Raw genomic sequence first — 19,995 nt, 5'->3', positions numbered from 1 at the left:
CGCGATACGCGCATCTCTCGGGTCGGGCGTGGCCACGTCCCAGTATTTCTAATCACCCCCAGCCCACGTCGAGTGTGGTGAGGCCCACCGTTCGCTGCCTCACTGCCCCCCCAGGCGAGCACCACCCGTGAACGCTTACGACGAAGGCATGCTCATCCTCAAAGCCTACCACGACGATTACGACCTCGCGCCGTGGTTGCTGGATGAGGCCCCTGATACATCCGGATGCACGTTCGATTTCGACGAGCACCTGATCCAGGTCATCCGCGCGCTCCTGTAGGCTTTAGCCGCGCAAGCGGTCCGCCAGGTCCTGCGCCAGGCCGCACATGGTGAGCGTGGGGTTCCATGAGCCCGAAGTGGGGAAGAGCGCGCCGCCCGTCACGTAGACGTTGTGTACGCCGTGCGGCCGGTAATCCAGACCGACCACCGACGTCGCCGGGTCCCTGCCCATCCACAGCGGCGAGGCCTCGTGCACGATGATGTTCAGGCGGATCTTCTTCCGGTCCGGCCGCTCCTGCTGCCAACGGCCGCCGTTGCCGCTCGCGTCGTCGACCCAGTACTCGACCTCCGGGCCCGCGCAGCCCGCGCACCCCGCCATGACGTCGATGGACTGATACGTCGCCTCGTCGAGCACGTCCCACAGGTGGTGGTCCTCCACGCCGGGCTGGAGCTGGAGGGTGATGTTGGTGGCGGGGTCGGTGCCGCCGTTCATGCGGATCCAGTTGTCGGGGTTCTTCTCGCTCACCTCGCCCAGGGTCGCGCAGACGAACACGACGTAGTCCTCGGAGCCCTTCAGCTGCGCCATCGACGCGACGGCCGCCGCGTCCGGGGCCTCGTGGGCGATGGTGCTCTCGTCGGCCTCCGGGTTCGCGGAGGCGAAGGCGCTGGTCTGCACGTGATACTGCAAGCCATTGGGCGCCTTGCCGTCCAGGTAGGTGGCGCCAATCTCCAGCGCGGACAGGTCCTTGAACGCCGAGCGCTTCACGCGCGCCGTGATGTGAGACATGAAGTGGCCGGTGTAACGCTTGCCAATGTTTGGCAGGGCCTCCTTGAAGGAGTTCATCAGCAGCGTCGCGGGCGGAATGGTCCCCATCGCCAGCACGACCTTCGCCGCGCTCACCGCCAGCGGGCCACGGCTCGTCTCCAGCGCGGTGACCGTCCCATGGTTGTCATGCACCAGGCGGTCCACGACGCAGTGGTCGACGATGGTCAGGGGCTGCCCCTGGCCCTGGGCCGCCAGCGCCTTCTGTGATTGCTGCAGATCCAGCAGCGTGCCGACGGTGGAGTACTTGTAGAACTTGACCCCCTTCCAGGGCGTATTGCCCACGGCGATGGGCGCCGGGAACGCGCTCTCCGCCGAGGGCACGTAGCGCTTGAAGTTCTCCCGGAGGTTCACGTCGATTTGATGCTGGAGGCTGCCGTAGACACCATCGTGGACCCTGTCCATCGTGGTGACGTGCAGGAAGGCACGGGCGCGGTCCCAGAAGCCCGGCTGGAGCGTGACGTCGATCAGCTCCTGCGGCCAGTCGCGCATCAGGTCGGGCGTCGGGGCGGGGCACCAGGCGCTCCAATAGGTGGAGCGCCCGCCCAGCACGGGGATGTAGCCGGCCTGGAAGAACTCCAGCTCCGTGGTCGCCATCCGCGTCGTGCGGGTCCACGGGTACGTGGTGGGCGGTGAGCCAGTCGCGGCCTGGAAGGCGAGCGGCAGCATCTGGTAGTGCGTGGGCAGCCAGAAGCCGCCCCGCTCCAGCACCAGGATGCGCGCGTTCGGGTTGTGCTTCAGCGTCTGCTCGATGAAGGCTACACCGGTGGGCCCGGTGCCAATCACGATGAAGTCATACGCGGACGCCTGGATGGCGCTCCAGTCGTTCGGCGTGGCGAAGAACGCCTGTCCGGCGATCTGATCCGCGCTGGCCTCCTGCGGACCGGGGACGGGATAGCCGAGCGAGATGCCCTTCGGGATGTTGCGGGAGCCAGCGAAGAACTTCTTGTAATTGGCGGCCATGGGACCTCTTCACGCGACACAGGTGGAGGTGATGCCCTTGGGTTTGCAGGTGCCGTGCCGCATTCCGAACACCTGACACGCCGCGACAGCCCGGGAGTGGGGCGCACGCGCGAGCGGGAGGGCCCGCGTCGCTTCAGGAAGCGCTGGCGTCTTACAGGGACGCAGGGTCGGGCACTTCTCCCAGGGCCACGGCCAGCTCCGCGCGGTCCGCGAGCGCCTGCTCCCGTTCCTGCTCCGTCCCCGCGTCCGGCTTCTTCAGCGCGGCATCCAGGACCTTCGCGGCGGCGGCGTCATCGCCCTTGAAGTCGCGCAGGCGCCGGGCCGTCTTGAGGGCCTTGCCGAGGATGGAGGTCGGTGTCTTGCCGTCATCTCCATAGCCGTCGGGTTCATCCCGCCGGATGAACATCAGCGCATTGCCGGAGGGGTCGGTGAGGGTGAAGCGCGTCTGTCCCTTCCGCATGCGAGTCATTCGTGGAAGTCCCCGGACGGGAGTCCGGCCATAGGCCTTCTTCAGCGCGGCGAGGAAGCGCGCGTGCAGCGCCTCCACCTCGTCCACGATGATCAGACAGCTGCTGAAGGCCTTCAGCGGATCCAATCCCTTCAGGCCGAAGAAGTGGAGTTGGGCGCCTCCCCGCTGGGTCGCCGCGTAGGGATTGGGTGAGCGTTGTTGGTACGTCACCTCGAACCCGAGCAGCGCGTAGAACTCGAGCGTCGATGCGAGCTCCACGCAGGGGAGCAGGGGGATGCTGGTGTCACTTCTCATGGGAGCGCTCCGCTTCGGCCAGGTCCTCTTCGAGCCGCAGGCGCGCTTCGCGGACGCCCTCGACCGCCGCGGCGAGGAGCGTTGGAGGCAGGCTCGCGCCCAGCCGGTCCGCCCACGCGGCATGCGCCTGCTCGACCTTGCGCAAGGCGCGGCGCCCGGCGGCCGTGAGGGCGACACACTTCGCGCGCTGGTGATGCGGGTTGTCGACGAACTCCACGAACCCGTCGCTCGCGAGCGCGTCCGCCGTCTGCTGCACGCTCTGCCGCGCGAGCCCCATCGTGCGCGCCACGGCCGCGACCGTGGCGGGGCCATGGTCGATGACGCCCAGCACCTGCCAGCGGGCGCTCGTCAATCCCGCCGGAGCACTCAGCCGGTCTCCGGCCTGGAGCAACAACCCGTTCAACTGGAACACCTCCAGGACCAGGGCACTGAAGGTCTCTGCTTTCTGGGTCAACGGTGGCATTGGCAGGAACCTGTCAATTTGACAGGTCCATGTCAACTCTCCGGGTCGCTTGTCGTGTGAGGAGCCTTCAGCGACGCTGCCCGCGTCTCCTTCCCCCAGAGGCTCCATGAAGGCACTGCGAACCCCGAGCGTCCTCGCCGCGTTGCTGCTGCTGTCCCCGGGATGCACCACGTCTCGCCCCGCGGAGCGGACGGAAGCGCAGGCCGCCGCGCCCGCGGAGTCATCCGCGCAGGTGGCGCTGCGCGGCTTCGTGGACGCGTACTTCGAGGAGCACTTCCGCCGCTCGCCGATGTCCGCCACGTCCGCGGGCGTGCACACGTATGACGGAGAGCTGCGCGGCTTCCGGCCCGAGGAGCGGGCGTCGCACCTGGCGTTCCTGAAGGACCGGCTCTCGGCGCTGCCCCAGGCGGTGGACCGGGCTTCGCTGCCGCCCGGTGACCGGGCTGACTACGACATCCTGGAGAACCACTTCCGCGCGCGCATCCTGGACCTGGAGACGGTGCGCTCGTGGGAGCGCAACCCGAACGCCTACCTGGGCTTCGCGTCCAACGGCGTGTACCAGCTCATCAACCGCGACTTCGCGCCACTGGAGGAGCGGATGCGCTCGGCGGTGAAGCGCATGGCGGTGGTGCCGGAGGTCTTCGCGGCGGCGCCGGCGAACTTGAAGAACCCGCCGAAGCTGTGGACGGAGATTGCCCTGGAGCAGGCGAAGGGCACGCGCTCGCTCTACGCCCAGACGCTGCCGCAGGCCTTCGCGCCGGTGCAGGACGCGGCGCTCCAGGAGGACTTCAAGCGGGCGCAGGCGCGGTGCCTGGAGGCCATTGATGGCTACATCCGCTTCCTGAAGGACGACCTGCTGGCCCGCTCGAAGGGGGACTTCGCCATTGGCGAGCAGACGTACCGCCAGAAGCTCCAGTACGAGGAGGGCGTCACGGACAGCATCGACTCGCTGCTGGCCTGGGGGCGCGCGGAGATGAAGCGCACGCAGGACCAGTTCCGCGAGGTCGCGGGACGGATTGCCCCGGGCAAGGCGCCCATGGACGTGTACCGCGAGCTGGGCAAGGAGCACCCGGCTGGCGCGGAGCTGGTGTCCACCACGACGGCGACGCTGGAGGACATCCGCCAGTTCCTCATCGACCACCGCATCATCACGGTGCCCAGCGAGGTGCGCGCGAAGGTGGCGGAGACGCCGGTGTTCAGCCGCGCGCTGTCCTTCGCGAGCATGAGCACGCCCGGCCCGTTCGAGATGAAGGCGACGGAGGCGTACTACTACGTGACGCCGCCGGACCCGGCGTGGAGCGCGGAGCAGACGACGCAGCACATGAGCTTCTACAACCGCTACGCGCTGCCCATCGTCTCCATCCACGAAGCCTACCCCGGGCACTACGTGCAGTTCCTGTGGACCAATCGCATCCAGTCCAAGGTGCGCCGGCTGCTGGGTTCAGGCTCCTTCAGCGAAGGCTGGGGCCTGTACACCGAGCAGATGATGCTGGACGAGGGCTACGGCGGCACGGGCCCGCAAGCCGATCGGCTGCGGCTGAACCAGCTGGCGCTCTACCTCCAGCGGCTGGCGCGCTACGTGGCGGGCCTGTCGCTGCACACGCGCGGGATGACGTACGAGCAGGCCGTGAGCCTCTTCGAACAGGAGGCGTACATGACGCGCATCAACGCGGAGCGCGAGGCCCGCCGTGGCACGTCCGACCCGACGTACCTGGTGTACGCGCTGGGCAAGAAGATGCTGATGGAGCTGCGCGAGGACGCGAAGGTGAAGTGGGGCAAGGACTTCACCCTCCAGCGCTTCCACGACGCCGTGGTCTCCCACGGCTACCCGCCCGTGCCCATCGTGCGGCAGCTGTTGCTCGGCGAGGACTCAGCGCCTTCCGCGTCCCGCTGAGCGCCGCCTGCGCCCGCTTCCGTGACGAAGCGGGCGCGCGGTCCGACGGCTACTTCTCCTGCGTGACCTTGTTGTCCGTGCCGGTGCGGCTGACCTTCGGCTTCGACTTGCCGAGTCCACGCTTCCAGGTGACGGAGTTGGAGTTCCCCGTCACGGAGATGGCACCGGTGGCCTCCACCTTCACCTTGTTGTCGGTGCCGTTCACGGTGACGCTCTTGCACTCGCCGGTCAGCGTCACGGTGTTGTCCGTGCCGGTGATCTCCACCGTGCTGCCCGGCGTACAGGCGTGGGTCGCCGTCTCGTCATTGCCGGTGATGTCGATGTTGCCCGAGCCCTCCTGCGCGACGGCCGTCATCGGCCCGAAGGCACATGCCACCATCATGAACACCGCTGCTCCGAGCTTCCTGTTCATCCGTTTGTCCCCCGACGAGAGGTGCGGGCCTGATGCCGCACGGCTCCCATCTACGTGACGGGCGCCGAAAGATTCAACACGTCAGGGCGCGCAGCCCGGATCCGCTGGGCTCCAGGTGTACTGGGAGTCCAGCGTCAGCTTCTGTTCCACCACGGGGCCACTCATTCCGCGCGCGGTGAGGAGGAAGGTCTGCTCCGGCGCCGTGCCTGAGACCTCGGCGCGGTAGATGAATCGACAGCTCCCGATCCACGTGTCATCGGGCACCGGCGCGCGGGAGCCGTCGAGGCAGGGCTCGGGAAGGAAGCCCAACTGGGCGGCGCTCTCCGAGTAGCGGTCCTTCTCCCCGAAATACGACTTCTCGGCCGTGAAGAGCGCCTTCAGGTTGAAGGCGCCCTCGCACACCGGGGCTGGCAGGGGCGTCCCCTCCGGCCTGCGCACACCATGGCAGTCCTCGAGGACGAGCTCCGAGGGCCACACGCGCACGAGCTTCCCGTCCGCGTACCCATGCGTCAGGGTGTACGTGAGCCCTTCGGCGAGTCCGCCCACGCCCACCGCGCGCACGCTGAAGGTGCTGTCGTCGGGCGTCGAGCCGGCCACCGAGACCGCATAGCGGAAGTGGCAACCCGCGAGCCAGGAGGCGTCCGGCGCGGGCACGCGGCTGCCATCCGCGCACGCCGCCGGGGTGGGGAGTCGGGTGACGTCCGGGGTCCAGGCGTCCTTCTCCCCGAAATACTGCTGCTGGCCTGCCAACAGTTCACGGAGGCCCAGGAGCGCCTCGCACCGCAGCCGCTCGCGCAGCTCCTGCTCGGTGGTGCTCCGCGAGGGCGTGGCGGGCGCGGGCGGCGGGGGAGTGCTGGCCTTGACCGGAGCAGGCTCGGACCGTGGGGGCGCGGGTGGCTTCTCCTGACGCTCACAACCGCCCAGCACGACAAGCGCCGAGACGAGGCCGGTGATCCGGAATGAGAGGCTTCGCACGCAGGACTCCTGGGTTTGTATGTCCAGGCGTCCATCTTGGCGCTTTTCACGCTTTTAAGAGAGCCCTTCCTCCGCGGGAGGGTCACCGCGCGCCTTGTCCTCGCGGCTGGGCGTCCTCCGCGTGCCCGCCTTCGCTCCCTGGGGAGAGGTGAGCCAGATGAGGCGCGTCCCCGCCGGGTACCACTTCTTCTGGGCCGACGTCCGGATTGCGTAGGGACCGGATTCCGAGCCGTGGGAGATGAGCAGGGGATCCTCGCCGACCTGGATGACCAATGACACGTGCTTGCCCTGCCAGAGGCAGAGGTCCCCTGGCTGGACCTGGGACAACGGAATGTGAAGCATGTGGGCTTCGAGCGTGCCTGTGTAGCCCGCGCCGCTGTAGCGGTTGCCATTGGGGTCGGGAGCTCCTGCCCACTTGTAGCAAAGCGTCACGAAGCCCGAGCAGTCGATGTTGAGCGGCAGCTTGTGGCGCAGCCGGAGGCCGTCAATGGGACGGATCTGCGCGTAGTGGATCTGGTCCTGGTTGGCGGCCCCCCACAGTCCCTCCGCGACGATCTTCGTGCGGAGCACCGCTGGCGTAGGGGTGGGGGGCGTCTCCGCGCCACCCAGGGTCGCGCCCAAGGCCTTGAACGCCGCGCGCGTCTTCGGGCCATAGACGCCAATGGCATCCACGCCGTGCGCCTTCTGGAACTTCTTGAGCGAGCCCTCCGTCTGGGCACCGAAGGTGCCAGGGCCCGTGTTCATCTGCGCCTGGGTCATGTGGCCCAGCTTCACCAGCGCGGTCTGGAGTTGTCTCACTCCCCTGCCACTCGAGCCGCGCTCCAGGTCCACCGTGGGCAGCGTGTAGCCCTTCAACGGGAGGCCCGGCACCTCTGCCCGGCTGTAGCCGGCGGGGGCCTTCCGCTTGCGGGCCTTGCCTGGCCGTGCCCGGGATGTCTGTGTTTTCCTTCGCATGCGGCCTCCTGCCGGCAACATGCGAATCGGCTCGGGGAGGCGCCAGAAGCGGGAGCCTCCTTCCGAGGTGCGCCTTGCTTCCTAGCGCGCGCGCTGCAAATGAATCATGGCCTCGTCCAGCAGCGCGGCCACGCCCCGGCGCACCACGTGCACCACCTTGCGGTGATGCGAGGACGCCAGGTGCGTGTAGTGGGTGGACACCTTGTGGTGCAGCTCCGTGGCGCCCCACACCAGCACCAGGTCCGCCCACTCCAGGTCGCTCTTCGCGCGGTCCGCCGTGCGCCGCTCCGTGCCGTCCACCATGCGCAGGGAGATGGGGCCGCTCAGCTTCGCTTCCAGCTCCTCACGCACCGCCGGGGAGCCGCCCACCACCACCACGCGCTGCACGCCGCGCTGATGGCACATCTCCAGGAAGGCCACCTCCGCGCGCCGGTTGGCGGAACCGCCGCACCGCGCGCAGTGGCTCCGGGGCTCCACGCGCAGGGGCTCCCGGCCGCTCGCCGACGCCACCTGGATGCAGCCGGGATCCGCGCACACCTGGAAGAAGCGCTCGGACAGCACCTCGGCCGCTCGCAGCAGCTTGGGCTCGCTCATCCGCGCCTTGCCCGGCCGCGTGAGGCCTGCCTCCTCCAGCACGCCCCTCGCCCGCGCACGCGCGTCCATCAGCGTGACGCCCCGCTCCGCCAACCACCCGTCGATGTCCCTGTCCGCGCTCATCGCTTCGCCATCGGAGCAGGAGTAGCGGCGAACAGCTCCGTTTGCATCGGGACGGGCCCGGAGGGCTGCGCCAGCCCGAGCGCCTCGCGCACCGGACCGAAGCTCCGGCGGTGGATGGGCAGCACGCCCAAGGCCTGGATGGCCTGCACATGCTGCGCGGTGGGGTAGCCCTTGTGCGCCGCCAGGCCGTAGCCGGGATATTGCGCATCCAACTGGGCCATCAGCCGGTCGCGCGTCGTCTTCGCCAGCACGGACGCCGCCGCGATGCTCAGGGACAGCGAGTCCCCCTTGATGATGCCGCGCTGCGGAGCCGGGCACTGGGGAATCGTGCGCGCGTCCACCAGCACGTAGTCCGGCGTCAGCCCCAATCCCTCCACCGCGCGCCGCATGGCCAGCAGGCCCGCGTGGTAGATGTTGAGCTGATCAATCTCCTCCACCTCCGCCCGGCCCACCGCCCACGCCACCACGTCGCGCTTGAGCGCTTCCGCCAATGCCTCGCGCTTGTCCGGGTCCAGGATCTTCTTCGAGTCGTCCAGCCCCTTGAGCTTGTAGCCCCGGGGCAGGATGGCCGCCGCCGCGACGACGGGGCCCGCGAGCGGCGCCATGCCGGCCTCGTCCACACCCGCGACCTTCAGCAGGCCCTGCTCCCACAGCTCTGTTTCGAACTTCAGCAGGTGCCGCAGCCGCTGCCCCTCCGCCCGGTTCTTCTCCTGCCGCGAGCGCAGCTTGCGCGCGAGCGCCTGCGCACCCTGACGGGGGTCTGCCTCCAGCGCTTCCAACAGACCCTGGGGGACGGGCTGCGCCTGGGTGACGAACCGCCCGGTCAGCTCGGTGACCGAGCATTCGAGCAGCGCCTGCACACTCTCTGCGGACATGGGGGACCTTCGGGATTGCCTACCCGGCGGGTAGCGCGGTTGCACGGCTTACTGGAGTGAGGGAACACCAGTGCCGCGACAACACGCCCGCTCGCACGCCGTCAGGCCAGACGGGCGGGCGGCAAGGCTGGGGGAGAGCCGGACCGACGCGGACGCGCGCATGCGGGTTTGACGCATGGCGTAAGTGGTACCGCGCACAGGTGGGTGTGCACAACCGCCCCACGGCCTGACGCGGTGGATTTTCCGCGCCCGCCGGCCCTCACTGCCGGGTCTTCCGGCTCAATCCTGGAGCTTGAGCGTCACCGTGTCGGGAACAGGCGTGCAGTGGCATTCGTCGCAGGCCCACTCCACGCGCTCCGCGAGCGTCACGTGCGAGCCCGCCGTGGCCACCACGCGGATGGGGCTGGGCGCGAGCATTTCGTTGATGGCCGTGGTGACGCCCCGGTCATCCGTCACGCCGGTGATGCTGACGTTGCTCTCCAGGTTGGTGGCTGTCACGGACGCGCCCTGGATGTACGCGCCGTCCGACGACATCACCTCCACGCGCAGCGACATCGGCTCCGCGCAGGTGTCCTCGTGCCGGTTCGCGCTGGGGGCATCATCACAGCCCGTCATCAGCACGCTCGCGAGGAGCCCCAACCAACCATACCGCTTCCACTGCTTGCTCATCCCCACGCCCCCAACCCGTCCCATGCACGGAATCTGGTACCGGGGGTCGGGTGCTGCAATGCATGTGTCAGGCGGCGGGCGGCAGCCGCGCATGGGCAAAACGTGCGGCCTCTGTGTCCGGATACCGATGCACGATGTACCGGTAGATCTCCTCCGCGCGCACTGTGTTTCCCAACTTCTCCCCCTGCACGCGCGCCAGCAGCACCAGCGCGCGGGGCGCGGTGGGTTCTTCCGGCGCCGTGTCCGCCGCGGATTCCAACGCTTTGACCGACAGTGGGAAATCTCCTTCCACTGCCGCGGCCTGTCCGATGAACAGATGGTGTGACGGCAAAAGCTTCAAGCGGGGCAGAACGTGGAGCGCGCCATACAGCGCCAGCGCCTTCGCCACGTCGCGCGCCTCCACCGCCGCGCCCAATTCGGCCACCTGCGCTGCGACTCCGGTGGCGTCGGGCGCGGGGGCTTCGGGCACCGGGGACTCGCGCAGGGACACGGGCACGCGCTGGGGCGCGGTGTCACCCAGCGTGGGCTCCAGGAAGTCGCGCGCGGGCAGGTAGCCCATCGCGTCCCCGTGCACGTACAGCACGCGCCCCAGCAGGTTGGCGGCGGCGAAGGGCACCAGGCACGTGAGCGCCTCCGCGAGCCATCCGGAGAAGAAGGGCACGGGCAGGTAGAACACCCATGCCGCGCCCCAGTGCAGCCCGCCGTGGACGAACGCCAGCAGCACGAACACGCCCGTCACCAGCCCCGCGTCGCCGCCCACCGTCCGCAGACACCTGAGCGTGCGCAAGGGATTCAAGGCGGCGAACACCGACTGCGACGTAGCGGCCAGCAGCAGCGCCCACGGCATCCACAGGAGTCCCAGTCCGGCGAGCCCCCAGAAGAGCGGGTCCTCGCGCACGACGGCCTCCCCCAGGGTCTGCTGCAGCAGCATGGCCCGCCCGATGTTGTCGAACGCGGACGCGGAGGGCAGCAGGTGCCAGGCGCGAGCGAGCGCGGGCGCGAAGACGCCCACGGTGACGCCCAGGCCGCGCAGGCCCGGCACGATGTTGTCCTGGATGATGCTGGTGAAGCCGGGGCCCTCTGGATCCGCGTCGCCCCGCGCCGCGCCGCGCACCAGCGCGAAGAAGGCGGACCAGAAGATGCCCAGCCCGAGCGCCATGGGCAGCACCACGAGGATGCGCACGCCCATCCCGAGCACGCGCAGCACGGTCAGCATCAGGCTGACGGCCAGGAGCGTCTGCAGGCCCGGAACAGTGAAGGGAAAGCGCAGCGCGTCCAGCAGGCGGGTCCGGAGGGCGCGCTGGGAGCGGTGGCGCAGGAGCACGTTCGCCGTGCCCTCGCACCGGACGCAGACGGTGTATTCCACCGGGCCCATGCGCCGGGTCTCCACGCACATGGGGCACAGCAGGGCCTCGCAGTGCTCGCAACGCCAGCCGGCGGCGGCGGCCGGGTGTCCCGCGCAGGAGGGAGGGGCAGTCGTGGGGGAAGGGGCCATTCGGCCCACGAGCCTATGCCGGGCCGGGAGTTTCGTCCCAGGGGGACCCCAGCCACGCCTGGAACGCGGCCTTCTGCGCGTCCGTCGGGCGCTCCACACGCTGCAGCCACGCGGCGTCCGCGGGCTTCTGGCCCAGGACGACGGGCACCTCCATCATGCGGTCGCGGCGGAACAGCGTCACCCGCACGGTGTCGCCGGGGCGCTTGTCCTCGCAGCGGGCGATGAGCCCCGCGCCGTCCACGCGCCAGCCGTCCAGCGCCACCACGTCGTCCTCCGGATACAGGCCCGCGTCCAGCGCGGGCGTGCCCTCCGGTACGGTGGACAGCGTCGAGGAGCCTCGCACGGTGACGCCCAGCCAGCCCTTGGGCTTGGGCTCGCCCTTGAGGCGCGGCGGCGTGCCACCCTTGTCGTTGGGGGCTTCCCGCATGCGGAAGGACACCTCCAGCCCCACGTGCGCGAAGACGCCGTAGTCCAGGTCCTCCGTGGAGCGCACCGCCCGGTCGAAGAAGGGCGTCAGGTCCACGCCCGCCACCTCGCTCGCGGCCCGCTCCACGCCGTCCTCGGGGACGCCGGAGCCGTCGCCATGGCGTTGCCACAGCAACCGCATGACGTCATCCAGGCACTTCGCGTCGCCGGTGGCGCGGCGCACCTCCAGGTCCAGCAGCGCGCACACCACTTCCCCCTTCAGGTAGTAGGAGATGGCGCTGTTGGTGGAGTGCTCGTCCGGGCGGTAGTGCTTCACCCAGCTGACGAGCGACGCCTCCGTGAGCGTCTGCACGCGGCGGCCCGGGGTGGAGTGCAGCAGGGAGAAGGTCTCCCCCAGCCGGGCCAGGTAGCGCGTGGGGGACATCAGGCCCGCGCGGCGCACGAAGAGGTTGTCGTAGTAGGCGGTGCCGCCCTCGAAGGCCCACAAGAGCGAGGTGTAGTTCTCCTGCGAGTAGTCGAACGGCACCAGCGCGCGCGGCTTCACCCGCTTGATGTTCCACAGGTGGAAGTACTCGTGCGCCACCAGCGTGAGGAAGTCCTCCCAGCCCCGGAGCGAGGACAGGCCCGTGCGCGGGAAGAGCAGCGCGGTGGAGGCCTGGTGCTCCAGGCCGCCGCGGCCCTTGTCGGTGAGGTAGACGAGGAACAGGTAGCGCTTGAGCGGCAGGCCTTCGTACATGCGCGCCTGGGCCTCGCAGATGCGCTGCATGTCCGCGCACAGCCGGTCCGCGTCCGGCACGCTGTCGCCCCACACCACCACTTCATGCGGCACGCCCGCTGCGGTGAAGGTGAGCGGCGTGTGCGGGCCCACCTCGAAGGGGCTGTCCACGAGTGTGTCGTAGTCCGGCGCGTGGAAGGTGGCCCCTTCCGAGTCCAGCGCGCAGAACGTGCGCCAGCCCTGCGGCGCGTCCACGGTGACGTGGTGGGGCAGGGTGCGCGTTCCTTCCGTGTAGAGGAACATGGTGGCGCCGTTGAAGTAGGCGTGGCTGCCGTCCAGGTGGCTGGTGCGCACGGACAGCTCGTTCGCGTAGACGCGGTAGCGCAGGGTGACGGCCTGCCCCCGCGCGTCCACGCGCCAGGTGCGCTTGTCCACGCGGCGCACCGGCAGGGGCTGGCCATCCGGGCCCAGCGCGGTGACGTCCTGCACCTGGCGGGCGTACTCGCGCACCAGGTAGCTGCCCGGCGTCCACACCGGCATCACCGCGTCGAGAAAGTCAGTCCCGGCGGGGAAGCTCGCCTCCACTTCGAACAGGTGCGCATGCGGGCGGGGCATGGCGACGCGGTAGTGGACGGCGAGCGACATGGACGGAGGGCCTTTCTTTATTGGGGGACCGCGGGGTTACTTCGCCTTGACGAGCACGGCGCCGAAGAAGCCGTCGGTGCCGTGGGTGTGCGGGGCCAGACGCAGGTACGGACCGGGGCCGAGCTTCGCGCCCAGCTCCGCGCCCAGCACCTCCGCCACGGGGCGCACGCTGAAGTCGGGGTGCTTGGACAGGAAGTCCTCCACCACGTTCTCGTTCTCCTCGCGCAGCACGCTGCACGTGCCGTAGATGAGCCGGCCGCCGGGCTTCACCAGCATGGCGAAGCGCGCGAGCAGCGCCTTCTGCCGGCCCACGTGCATCTCCAAATCCTCCGGCGTGAGGCGGTATCTCGCGTCCGGCTTGCGGCGGAAGGTGCCGGTGCCGCTGCACGGCGCGTCCACCAGCACGCGGTCCGCCAGGCCCTTCAGGGGCGTGAGCGCGGCGTCCGCGTCCGGGCCCTCGTGGGGGATGAGCTGCGTGCGCACGTTGTGCACGCCGGCGCGGCGCGCGCGCTTGCGCAGGTCCTCCATGCGGCCCTCGTCCACGTCCAGCGCGTGCAGGTCGCCGCGGTTCTTCATCTGCGCGGCCAGCTGCAACGTCTTGCCACCCGCGCCCGCGCACGCGTCCACCACGCGGGTGGGCGGCGCGTCCACGAGCATGCCCAACAGCTGACTGCCTTCGTCCTGGATCTCGAACCCCCCATCCTTGAAGTCCTGGAGGGAGAAGAGGTTGAGCCGCGTCTCCATCACCAGTCCGAAGGGGGACAGCGCAGTGGGCCTGGTGGACTCCACGTCCTCCGCGGCCAGGCGCTCCTGGAGCTGGGCGCGGTCGCCCTTGAGCGTGTTGGCGCGGACGATGAGCGGGGCGCGCTCGTTCATGGCCTCGGCGGCGCGCGCGGCATCCTTGCCGAAGACGGCCTTGAAGCGGTCCGCGAGGAAGTCTGGCAGCGACGCGGCGATGGGGAAGCGCTTCGCTTCCGGCAGGGCGTCCAGGTCCGCGGCGGCGTCCGGCAGGCGGTCGAGCACGGACATGTCCGGGCCGGTGAGCCCGCTGGAGCGCGCGACGTAGGTGGGGTCCTCGCCGTGGAGGATGCGGGACGCGGCGAGCCGCATGACGTCCTGGCGGGTGGCGTCCAGGGTGTCGAACTTCCGGTGCGACTTCTCCAGGAGGAAGTCCACGGTGCGCTGGCGGCGCAGCAGGGCGTAGACGCGCTCGGCCACGGCGCGGCGCTCGGTGGAGTACAGGGCCGTCTTGCGGCGCAGCACGAACTCCAGGGCGCGGTCGGACAGGCGGCCCTCGCGGCGCACGCCGCCGTAGGCCTCCAGACACGCCTGGAGGACCAGGTCCTCGCGCAGGGGGCGGTTGGGGTTGGGGCGCGCGCGTTCATGCTGGGCGCGGCTCATCTTCGGTTTGTCAGCGCGTCCACCGGCGTCCTTGCGCTTCTTCGGCGCGCCAGGGCGGGACGTGCGGGGCCCGCCGGACTTGGGGGCGCCAGGGCGGGACGTGCGGGGCCCGCCGGACTTGGGGGCGCCGCCGCGGGAAGGTCCAGGCTTACGAGTCGTGGCCATGTCGCATGGGGCCTTTGCATCCCCGGGTGACGTTGACAAGCGAGGAACGCAAAAGACGCCCCCGGAATGCCCTGGAGGGGCCGGCCGGAGGCGTCTGGAAGCCGCTTCAGGGCTTTCCGGGCCTGGGCCCCCGAGGCCGTTCCGCCTCCGCCCCAGAAGGGGGAAAAACCTGTCCGACAGTCGGACATGATTCCGCGACCGGGCTGGGCAGCGGCCCGGAGCCCGGGGGCCGGCCGCGGTGGGCCCAAACCTGTCCGACTGTCGGACAAGTTCGCGCGGCCTGACTGGGGCAGTTGCCCCTGGCTAGGGCCGGGGCCGCGGTGGGCCCAAACCTGTCCGACTGTCGGACAAGTTCGCGCGGCCTGACTGGGGCAGTTGCCCCTGGCTAGGGCCGGGGCCGCGGTGGTCCCAAACCTGTCCGACAGTCGGACAGGCTCCCGTGGCGCGGTCGGAGCCGCAGTCCAGCCAGGGCCGGGGCCGCGGTGGTCCCAAACCTGTCCGACAGTCGGACAGGCTCCCGTGGCGCGGTCGGAGCCGCAGTCCAGCCGGGGCCGGGGCCGCGGTGGTCCCAAACCTGTCCGACAGTCGGACAGGTTTCTGCGGTCCGCCTCCGGGGGCTCAGCGGGCGCGGCGCCGGCGGCGCACGAGCCCGGCCACGAGGGCCGCGGCGGCGGGAATCAGGGCGGCGGACGGGCCGGCGGCGCAGCCACCGCCCCCATTCGAGTCATCCCCCGGCGTGACGCCCGGCGTCGTGGGCGTGCCCGGAACCTCGGGGCGGGGGTCGGGGTCGGACGGGGAGGTGCCGGGGTCCTCACCCGAGCCGGTGCCGGGGTCCTCACCCGAGCCGGTGCCGGGGTCGGTCCCGGGCTCGGTCGTTCCGTTGGAGGTCACGGTGACCACGGTGGTGGCCGTCAGCGGGGCGGCGCCCTTGACGGTGGCCGTGGCCGTCACGGTGTAGGTGCCGGCCTGGGCGAAGACGTGCTGGGCCTGGGGGCCTTCGGCGGTGCCGCCGTCACCGAAGTCCCAGGTGACGGTGGCACCGGACTGGGAGGCCGTCGCGGTGAACGAGGCCGTGTGGGGCGCGGCGCCGCTGGCGCTGTTGACGGCGACGTTCAGCGTGCCCTGGGGCTGTTCGGGCTGCGAGGGCAGCGTCTTGGAGAGGGTGAACGTGTCCAGGACGCCGCCGTCCGTCTTCACGAGCTTCGCGGTGAGGTTGCCCTCGACGACATTCACGTCGAGGAAGCCGTGGGCCGCGTCGTCGCGGATGACGCTCCAGGACGGGCGCGACGTGGCGAACGTGCGCAGGGTGGCGCCGCCACCGCCGACGACGAGGTAGGGGATGCCCGTCTCGTTCTTGCCGGCCTCGGCGTCACCAAGCATGGGCTTGCTGCGCTCGTAGTCGTGGTCATGGCCGGTGAGGACCAGGTCCACGCCGTACTTCTCGAACAGCGGGCCGAACTGGCGGCGCACGGTGAGCTGCGAGCCGTGCTCGCCGCTGGACCAGGACGGGTGGTGGAAGAAGACGACCTTCCACGGCTGCGTGGTGGCGGCCAGGTCCTTCTCCACGAACGCCTTCTGCGCGGCGAGCGTGCACTTGCTCGCGGACGCCAGGCCCACGGCGCAGTTCGAGTCGATGGACACGAAGTGCACGTGCCCCCAGTCGAACGAGTAGTAGCGCTCCGAGCCCTCCGCGTTGTTGGTGGGCAGGTAGAGGTTGTCCAGGTAGGGCTGGGCCTGGTTGGTCACGTACTCGTGATTGCCGGGCGTGGCGAACATGGGCACCTGCGAGAGCAGGGCGGCCATGGGGGTGAAGAGGTTGGTCTGGAACTCGGTCTCGGTGCCGGACGCGTAGGCGTTGTCACCCAGGGCGACAAAGAGCTCCGGCTTGTTGGTGAGCATGGAGGCGGCGACCTTCCTCTGATCGCTGCCACCGGTGCCGAAGTCACCCACCGCGGCGAAGTGCACGCGCCGCGTGCCGGGCACGGGGGCGGTGCTGAAGGTCTTCGCCGGGGTCGTCTCACCGCAGCCGTCCACCGAATACGTATAGGAGGTGGCGGGGGACAGGCCGGTGAGGACCACGGCATGGATCTTCGCGGTGGCGGTGGATTTGGCCGTCTGGCTGGTATTGCCCACGCCGTAGCGCACCTGGGCGCTGGAGCAGTTCGAAGACAGGCGGAATGCCACGGTGGCGGTGTCGGGGCCCACCTTCTGAAGGTAGGGATCACGCGGCAGGGCGAGCGCGTCACACGAGGCGAAGCCCCCCACGAAAAGGGCAGCCAGGGCAGTGAGCGAAAGAAACTTCGTCCGGTCCATGAATCCTCCGGCCCGAGACATTCGGGACGGGGGCGCAACCGTTCATCGTTCAACGATCATCCAGGAATGAGGCGTTCGGGGGTAGGCAGGGGAGCGGGCGCCCGGTGTGGCGGAGAGACAGACGAACAGGCCTGCGTCGCATGTTTCAGGGAAGGCGGAAGCAGGGTGGCGCCTTGCGGCGTCCGGAGGCTGCGTTACCCCTGAAGACATGACCGAAGTCCACTCCCAGACCCGAGAGTACACCCTGCCTGCCGGGTGCCCCGTGTGCGAGTCGGACCTGCCGGTGCGGGTCACCGCGACCGGTCCGAACGCGGTCTGCACGCACTGCGGCTGGATGGGGCGCCCGTTCATCACGGTGACGTACGACGGCCTGCGCGTGTCGTACGATGACGCCGCGCGGGCCTGAGCGCCGGCGCGTCGACCCGACCGTGCCCGATGCGACTCAAGACCTACGATGACCTCACGTGGGAGGCCGAGCAGGTCTTCCTCCACGACACGCCCTTCACAGGGTCCGTCTACGTAGAGTCCAGCTCGGGCATCCCCATCGAGGAAACCTTCTACGTCGATGGCTTGCGGCAAGGCCCCGAGCGCGATTGGCACGAGTCCGGGCTGCTCGCGGAGGAGATCTTCTTCTGGCGCAATCGGCGGCACGGGACCTCACGTGCCTGGCTCGCTGACGGCACGATGATTGAAGACTGTGTCTACCTCTACGGCGTCTGTGTGGTGGAGCGGCGCTGGAGCCACTCGGGGCAGCTGAAGGAGGACTGGCGAGCCTCACCGGATGACGCGATCTTCGATTTGATCACCAGGATACGGGAGGCGTTTGGCGACGGGCCTCCTATCGATTGGTGACGCGCACCCCCTGTGCTTGCGAAATCGAATTCGCTGGGACGGAGCGACACGGAGGACCCTGGAGTTGTTCGTCGGATAGGCTCGGGTCGAGCCCTCCGGAGGACAGATGTCGGCGACGCGGGTGGAGCAGACCGTCTGTGGGGATTGTGGCCGAGCGGTCGACCTGTACGGCGGACAGTCCGCGAGGCACGGCCTCCGGTACTGGGCTGCCTATCGGTGCGAGCACTGCGGCGGTCAGCTGGAGATGGACGGCATCGGGATGCCGCCTGAGTCGTTCCGTCAGGCCCTGCTCCGGGAAGAGGGAACGTGGGGACTGGACGTCCAGGCGTTGGGCGCTCACGTGGTGCTGGCCCTGAAGTGTCTGCGGGCGGAGCTGGGGCTCACCCTTGCCGATGCCAGCGCACTGAAGGCCCGGATCCCCGGGGTCGTGAGGGAAGGGACCCGCGTGGAGATGGAGTGGTTGAGGAAGCTCCTGGGCGCGAACGGTGTCACGTCTTCCGTGGTGAGAGCGGGGCTCGATGGGAGTGAGTCCGGAGAGCCAGTCCCGTGACAGCCCAGAGCCGAGACATTCTCGTGTTCGAGCAGCGTCCCTTTGAGCTGATGTCCGTCCAGGGAACAGGTTTGTTTGACCCGAGGCAAGAGGGGCTGGTGCCCCAATGGGTCTCGACCGGGTGCTACCGGGGATTCGACTGCGTCTATCGGATCGATGAGAAGCTGCTGTTGCTCGAGGCATTCAGCATCGGCCTGAAGCCGCTGGATCGGCTGGAGGTCAAATATGGAAAGGGGAAGGTTCTTCGAGGGCAGCAGCCCCACCTCAAGGAAGACGCGTTCCTGGCTGTCTACGAGCAGCTCGGATGGCACGTTCCGTTTACCGGAGGCCTGGTGGTGGCGCGTGACTTCATTCCAGGGCTTGCATCTCGATCAGAGTCCGTCGTGAGCCGGGTCTTGTCGCCCATCTGGATGTTCAGCGTGGTGCATGAGCTCCACTTCGTGGAAGGCCAGTGGACCGAGTCTTTTGATTGCTCCAGTGCCATGGATGCCCTCCGGCATCGCATTGCAGCGGAACCTGATGGGGACGAACACGAGATTCATCGATTCCTCGCGAACACGTTCCGTCGGAGCTATCGCGGTCTCGAGTGGTGAACCGGGTCTTCTCGGAGGGTGGATGGATGTCCTGACGCTGTCCCTGGAACGGAGCGTCCTGTGTTGGAGGGCATCCGCTTTTCGGACGTGGCATTCGTGTGGAGCTTCCTCGATGGAGAAGGCGGCCCTTCACACGGCTCGCCGCCTCGTGTCCGTGTGGAGGGTGCTCCTGCACTCTTCGCGGCATGACGCCGGGCGTGTATGGATGCGGGAGGCGATGTCCCGAGCAGGGGTGCTCCATGAGATCGGTGTCCTTCCCTGTAGCGATTCACTACGACGATAAAGACTGGGTCGTGACGTTCGCTTCGACCCGAGAAGAGCTCCGGCCCCTTGGAGAGCCTGGATTCATCGAGGAGGACTCGCTGCGCACCGCGGGAGGCCGGGAGTTCAACTGGGCCTTTGAATCAGCGAGCGGGCTGCGCTTCAGTCTGCGCTGGAGTGAAGCGATGGAGTATGCGGTCGTCGTCGCGGATCCTCCGGACCCGTCCGCGGCTGTCGCCGCGCTTCGCTCCCTGGGCCTGAACGCAACGTTCACGACGCGGGAGCTGCCGGAGCACCGCCACCTCCAGCGCCGGATGGCGCTCGGGTGTGTCTGGCTCTTCACGGGGGAGGGCGCCGTCCAGGTGACCGCAGTTTTCTCCCGGAAGGCCCTGGCGGATGCGTGGCTGGCGAAGATGCAGCTTTCTGGAGAGCTGGTTGCGTACCCGCTGGACACGTCCGTCTACGAAGCCGAAAGGCACTGGGGAATACCGGAGGTGCCCGAGCTGGGGCCCGAAGGCATCCAGCGGTTTGTCGGACGGGTGGCCGAGCGCTACGCCTATCGGGACGGGAAGCCCGTAACCTCAGGCGCGTCATCCCCATGAACGAAGGTGCCGCCTATTGGTATACGACCTGCTCCAGGTGCCGTGGCCAGGGGCGCCTGTTCATCATGCGGGGTAAGCGTTCACGGGGGCCGAAGGCCGCGGAGCGTGAGCTGAGATTATGTGCCGGGCAGGAGCGAGGGCGCGGGAGTGCCGTGGAGATGGGCTTCGAGGGACGCCGTGAGAGCGTCGAGCACGTTGCGCTCCTGCTTGCGGAGGGTCATCACGGCCGTGAGGATACGCTCGACGAAGC

General features: G+C 69.2%; 20 protein-coding genes. 7 read left to right on the top strand and 13 right to left on the bottom strand.

Going from position 1 to position 19,995, the window contains the following annotated elements; translation table 11 throughout:
• Window positions 1-148 precede the first annotated feature (148 nt).
• Window positions 149-280, top strand: a complete 132-nt coding sequence (locus D7X30_RS43515) for a hypothetical protein (protein WP_255424234.1) — start codon at window positions 149-151, stop codon at window positions 278-280.
• A 3-nt stretch (window positions 281-283) separates the two neighbouring features.
• On the opposite strand, the gene D7X30_RS40990 is transcribed toward D7X30_RS43515, so the two are convergent.
• The 3 genes from D7X30_RS40990 to D7X30_RS40980 all read right to left on the bottom strand — a co-directional run bounded on the left by D7X30_RS40990 (window position 284) and on the right by D7X30_RS40980 (window position 3,231).
• Complete coding sequence (locus tag D7X30_RS40990) at window positions 284-2,005, bottom strand: GMC oxidoreductase (protein ID WP_120568417.1); 1,722 nt, start codon at window positions 2,003-2,005, stop codon at window positions 284-286.
• A gap of 151 nt (window positions 2,006-2,156) precedes the next feature.
• Complete coding sequence (locus tag D7X30_RS40985; RefSeq protein ID WP_120568416.1) at window positions 2,157-2,768, bottom strand: VOC family protein; 612 nt, start codon at window positions 2,766-2,768, stop codon at window positions 2,157-2,159.
• Entirely contained in the window at window positions 2,758-3,231 is a 474-nt protein-coding gene (locus D7X30_RS40980; protein ID WP_120568415.1) for a MarR family winged helix-turn-helix transcriptional regulator, read from the bottom strand. Before D7X30_RS40980 ends, D7X30_RS40985 begins: the two co-directional genes overlap by 11 nt.
• Before the next feature lie 106 nt (window positions 3,232-3,337).
• Between D7X30_RS40980 and D7X30_RS40975 the strand changes: the two genes are divergently transcribed.
• Window positions 3,338-5,125 carry a DUF885 domain-containing protein gene (locus D7X30_RS40975; RefSeq protein WP_120568414.1) on the top strand — a complete coding sequence of 596 codons (1,788 nt, stop codon included), beginning with the start codon at window positions 3,338-3,340 and terminating at the stop codon, window positions 5,123-5,125.
• Window positions 5,126-5,174: 49 nt separating this feature from the next.
• Here the strand turns inward: D7X30_RS40975 and D7X30_RS40970 are convergent, their stop codons facing one another.
• The 10 genes from D7X30_RS40970 to D7X30_RS40925 form a co-directional block, all read right to left on the bottom strand.
• A complete protein-coding gene (locus D7X30_RS40970) occupies window positions 5,175-5,537 on the bottom strand; it encodes a DUF3060 domain-containing protein (protein ID WP_120568413.1) in 363 nt (120 codons plus the stop codon).
• A gap of 81 nt (window positions 5,538-5,618) precedes the next feature.
• Complete coding sequence (locus tag D7X30_RS43915) at window positions 5,619-6,512, bottom strand: hypothetical protein (RefSeq protein ID WP_199724703.1); 894 nt, start codon at window positions 6,510-6,512, stop codon at window positions 5,619-5,621.
• Window positions 6,513-6,566: 54 nt separating this feature from the next.
• Entirely contained in the window at window positions 6,567-7,466 is a 900-nt protein-coding gene (locus tag D7X30_RS42150) for a peptidoglycan-binding protein (RefSeq protein WP_233592117.1), read from the bottom strand.
• An 81-nt stretch (window positions 7,467-7,547) separates the two neighbouring features.
• Window positions 7,548-8,183, bottom strand: a complete 636-nt coding sequence (locus tag D7X30_RS40955) for a hypothetical protein (RefSeq protein ID WP_014398272.1) — start codon at window positions 8,181-8,183, stop codon at window positions 7,548-7,550.
• A complete protein-coding gene (locus tag D7X30_RS40950; protein WP_120568412.1) occupies window positions 8,180-9,058 on the bottom strand; it encodes a ribonuclease HII in 879 nt (292 codons plus the stop codon). The genes D7X30_RS40955 and D7X30_RS40950 overlap by 4 nt, the downstream gene beginning before the upstream one ends.
• Window positions 9,059-9,337: 279 nt before the next feature.
• Window positions 9,338-9,727, bottom strand: coding sequence for a carboxypeptidase-like regulatory domain-containing protein (locus D7X30_RS40945; RefSeq protein WP_233592116.1), 390 nt, complete (start codon window positions 9,725-9,727; stop codon window positions 9,338-9,340).
• Between the two features lie 67 nt (window positions 9,728-9,794).
• On the bottom strand, window positions 9,795-11,102 hold the full coding sequence (locus D7X30_RS40940; RefSeq protein ID WP_120568410.1) for a tol-pal system YbgF family protein: 1,308 nt from the start codon (window positions 11,100-11,102) through the stop codon (window positions 9,795-9,797).
• A gap of 133 nt (window positions 11,103-11,235) precedes the next feature.
• Window positions 11,236-13,008, bottom strand: a complete 1,773-nt coding sequence (locus tag D7X30_RS40935) for a M61 family metallopeptidase (RefSeq protein ID WP_120568409.1) — start codon at window positions 13,006-13,008, stop codon at window positions 11,236-11,238.
• Between the two features lie 36 nt (window positions 13,009-13,044).
• Window positions 13,045-14,409 carry an RsmB/NOP family class I SAM-dependent RNA methyltransferase gene (locus tag D7X30_RS40930; protein WP_120568408.1) on the bottom strand — a complete coding sequence of 455 codons (1,365 nt, stop codon included), beginning with the start codon at window positions 14,407-14,409 and terminating at the stop codon, window positions 13,045-13,047.
• A 783-nt stretch (window positions 14,410-15,192) separates the two neighbouring features.
• Entirely contained in the window at window positions 15,193-16,887 is a 1,695-nt protein-coding gene (locus tag D7X30_RS40925) for a metallophosphoesterase (protein ID WP_120568407.1), read from the bottom strand.
• Window positions 16,888-17,095: 208 nt separating this feature from the next.
• On the opposite strand from D7X30_RS40925, the gene D7X30_RS40920 reads away from it, so the two are divergent.
• The 5 genes from D7X30_RS40920 (at window position 17,096) to D7X30_RS40900 (ending at window position 19,745) form a co-directional block, all read left to right on the top strand.
• Entirely contained in the window at window positions 17,096-17,293 is a 198-nt protein-coding gene (locus D7X30_RS40920) for a hypothetical protein (protein ID WP_120568406.1), read from the top strand.
• Window positions 17,294-17,322: 29 nt separating this feature from the next.
• Window positions 17,323-17,739, top strand: coding sequence for a toxin-antitoxin system YwqK family antitoxin (locus tag D7X30_RS40915; RefSeq protein WP_120568405.1), 417 nt, complete (start codon window positions 17,323-17,325; stop codon window positions 17,737-17,739).
• 106 nt (window positions 17,740-17,845) lie between these two features.
• Window positions 17,846-18,289: a hypothetical protein gene (locus D7X30_RS40910; protein WP_120568404.1), complete on the top strand. Its 444-nt coding sequence runs from the start codon at window positions 17,846-17,848 to the stop codon at window positions 18,287-18,289.
• Window positions 18,286-18,882, top strand: coding sequence for a hypothetical protein (locus D7X30_RS40905; protein ID WP_120568403.1), 597 nt, complete (start codon window positions 18,286-18,288; stop codon window positions 18,880-18,882). Before D7X30_RS40910 ends, D7X30_RS40905 begins: the two co-directional genes overlap by 4 nt.
• Before the next feature lie 293 nt (window positions 18,883-19,175).
• Window positions 19,176-19,745 (top strand): hypothetical protein, encoded by a 570-nt coding sequence (locus D7X30_RS40900; RefSeq protein ID WP_233592114.1) that lies wholly within the window; start codon window positions 19,176-19,178, stop codon window positions 19,743-19,745.
• The last annotated feature ends 250 nt before the right edge of the window (window positions 19,746-19,995 follow it).

Source organism: Corallococcus sp. AB011P, from assembly GCF_003611605.1.
Classification (GTDB): domain Bacteria; phylum Myxococcota; class Myxococcia; order Myxococcales; family Myxococcaceae; genus Corallococcus; species Corallococcus coralloides.
The sequence above is the reverse complement of the archived record's forward strand: the minus strand, read 5'-3'. Positions and strand labels throughout refer to the sequence as shown.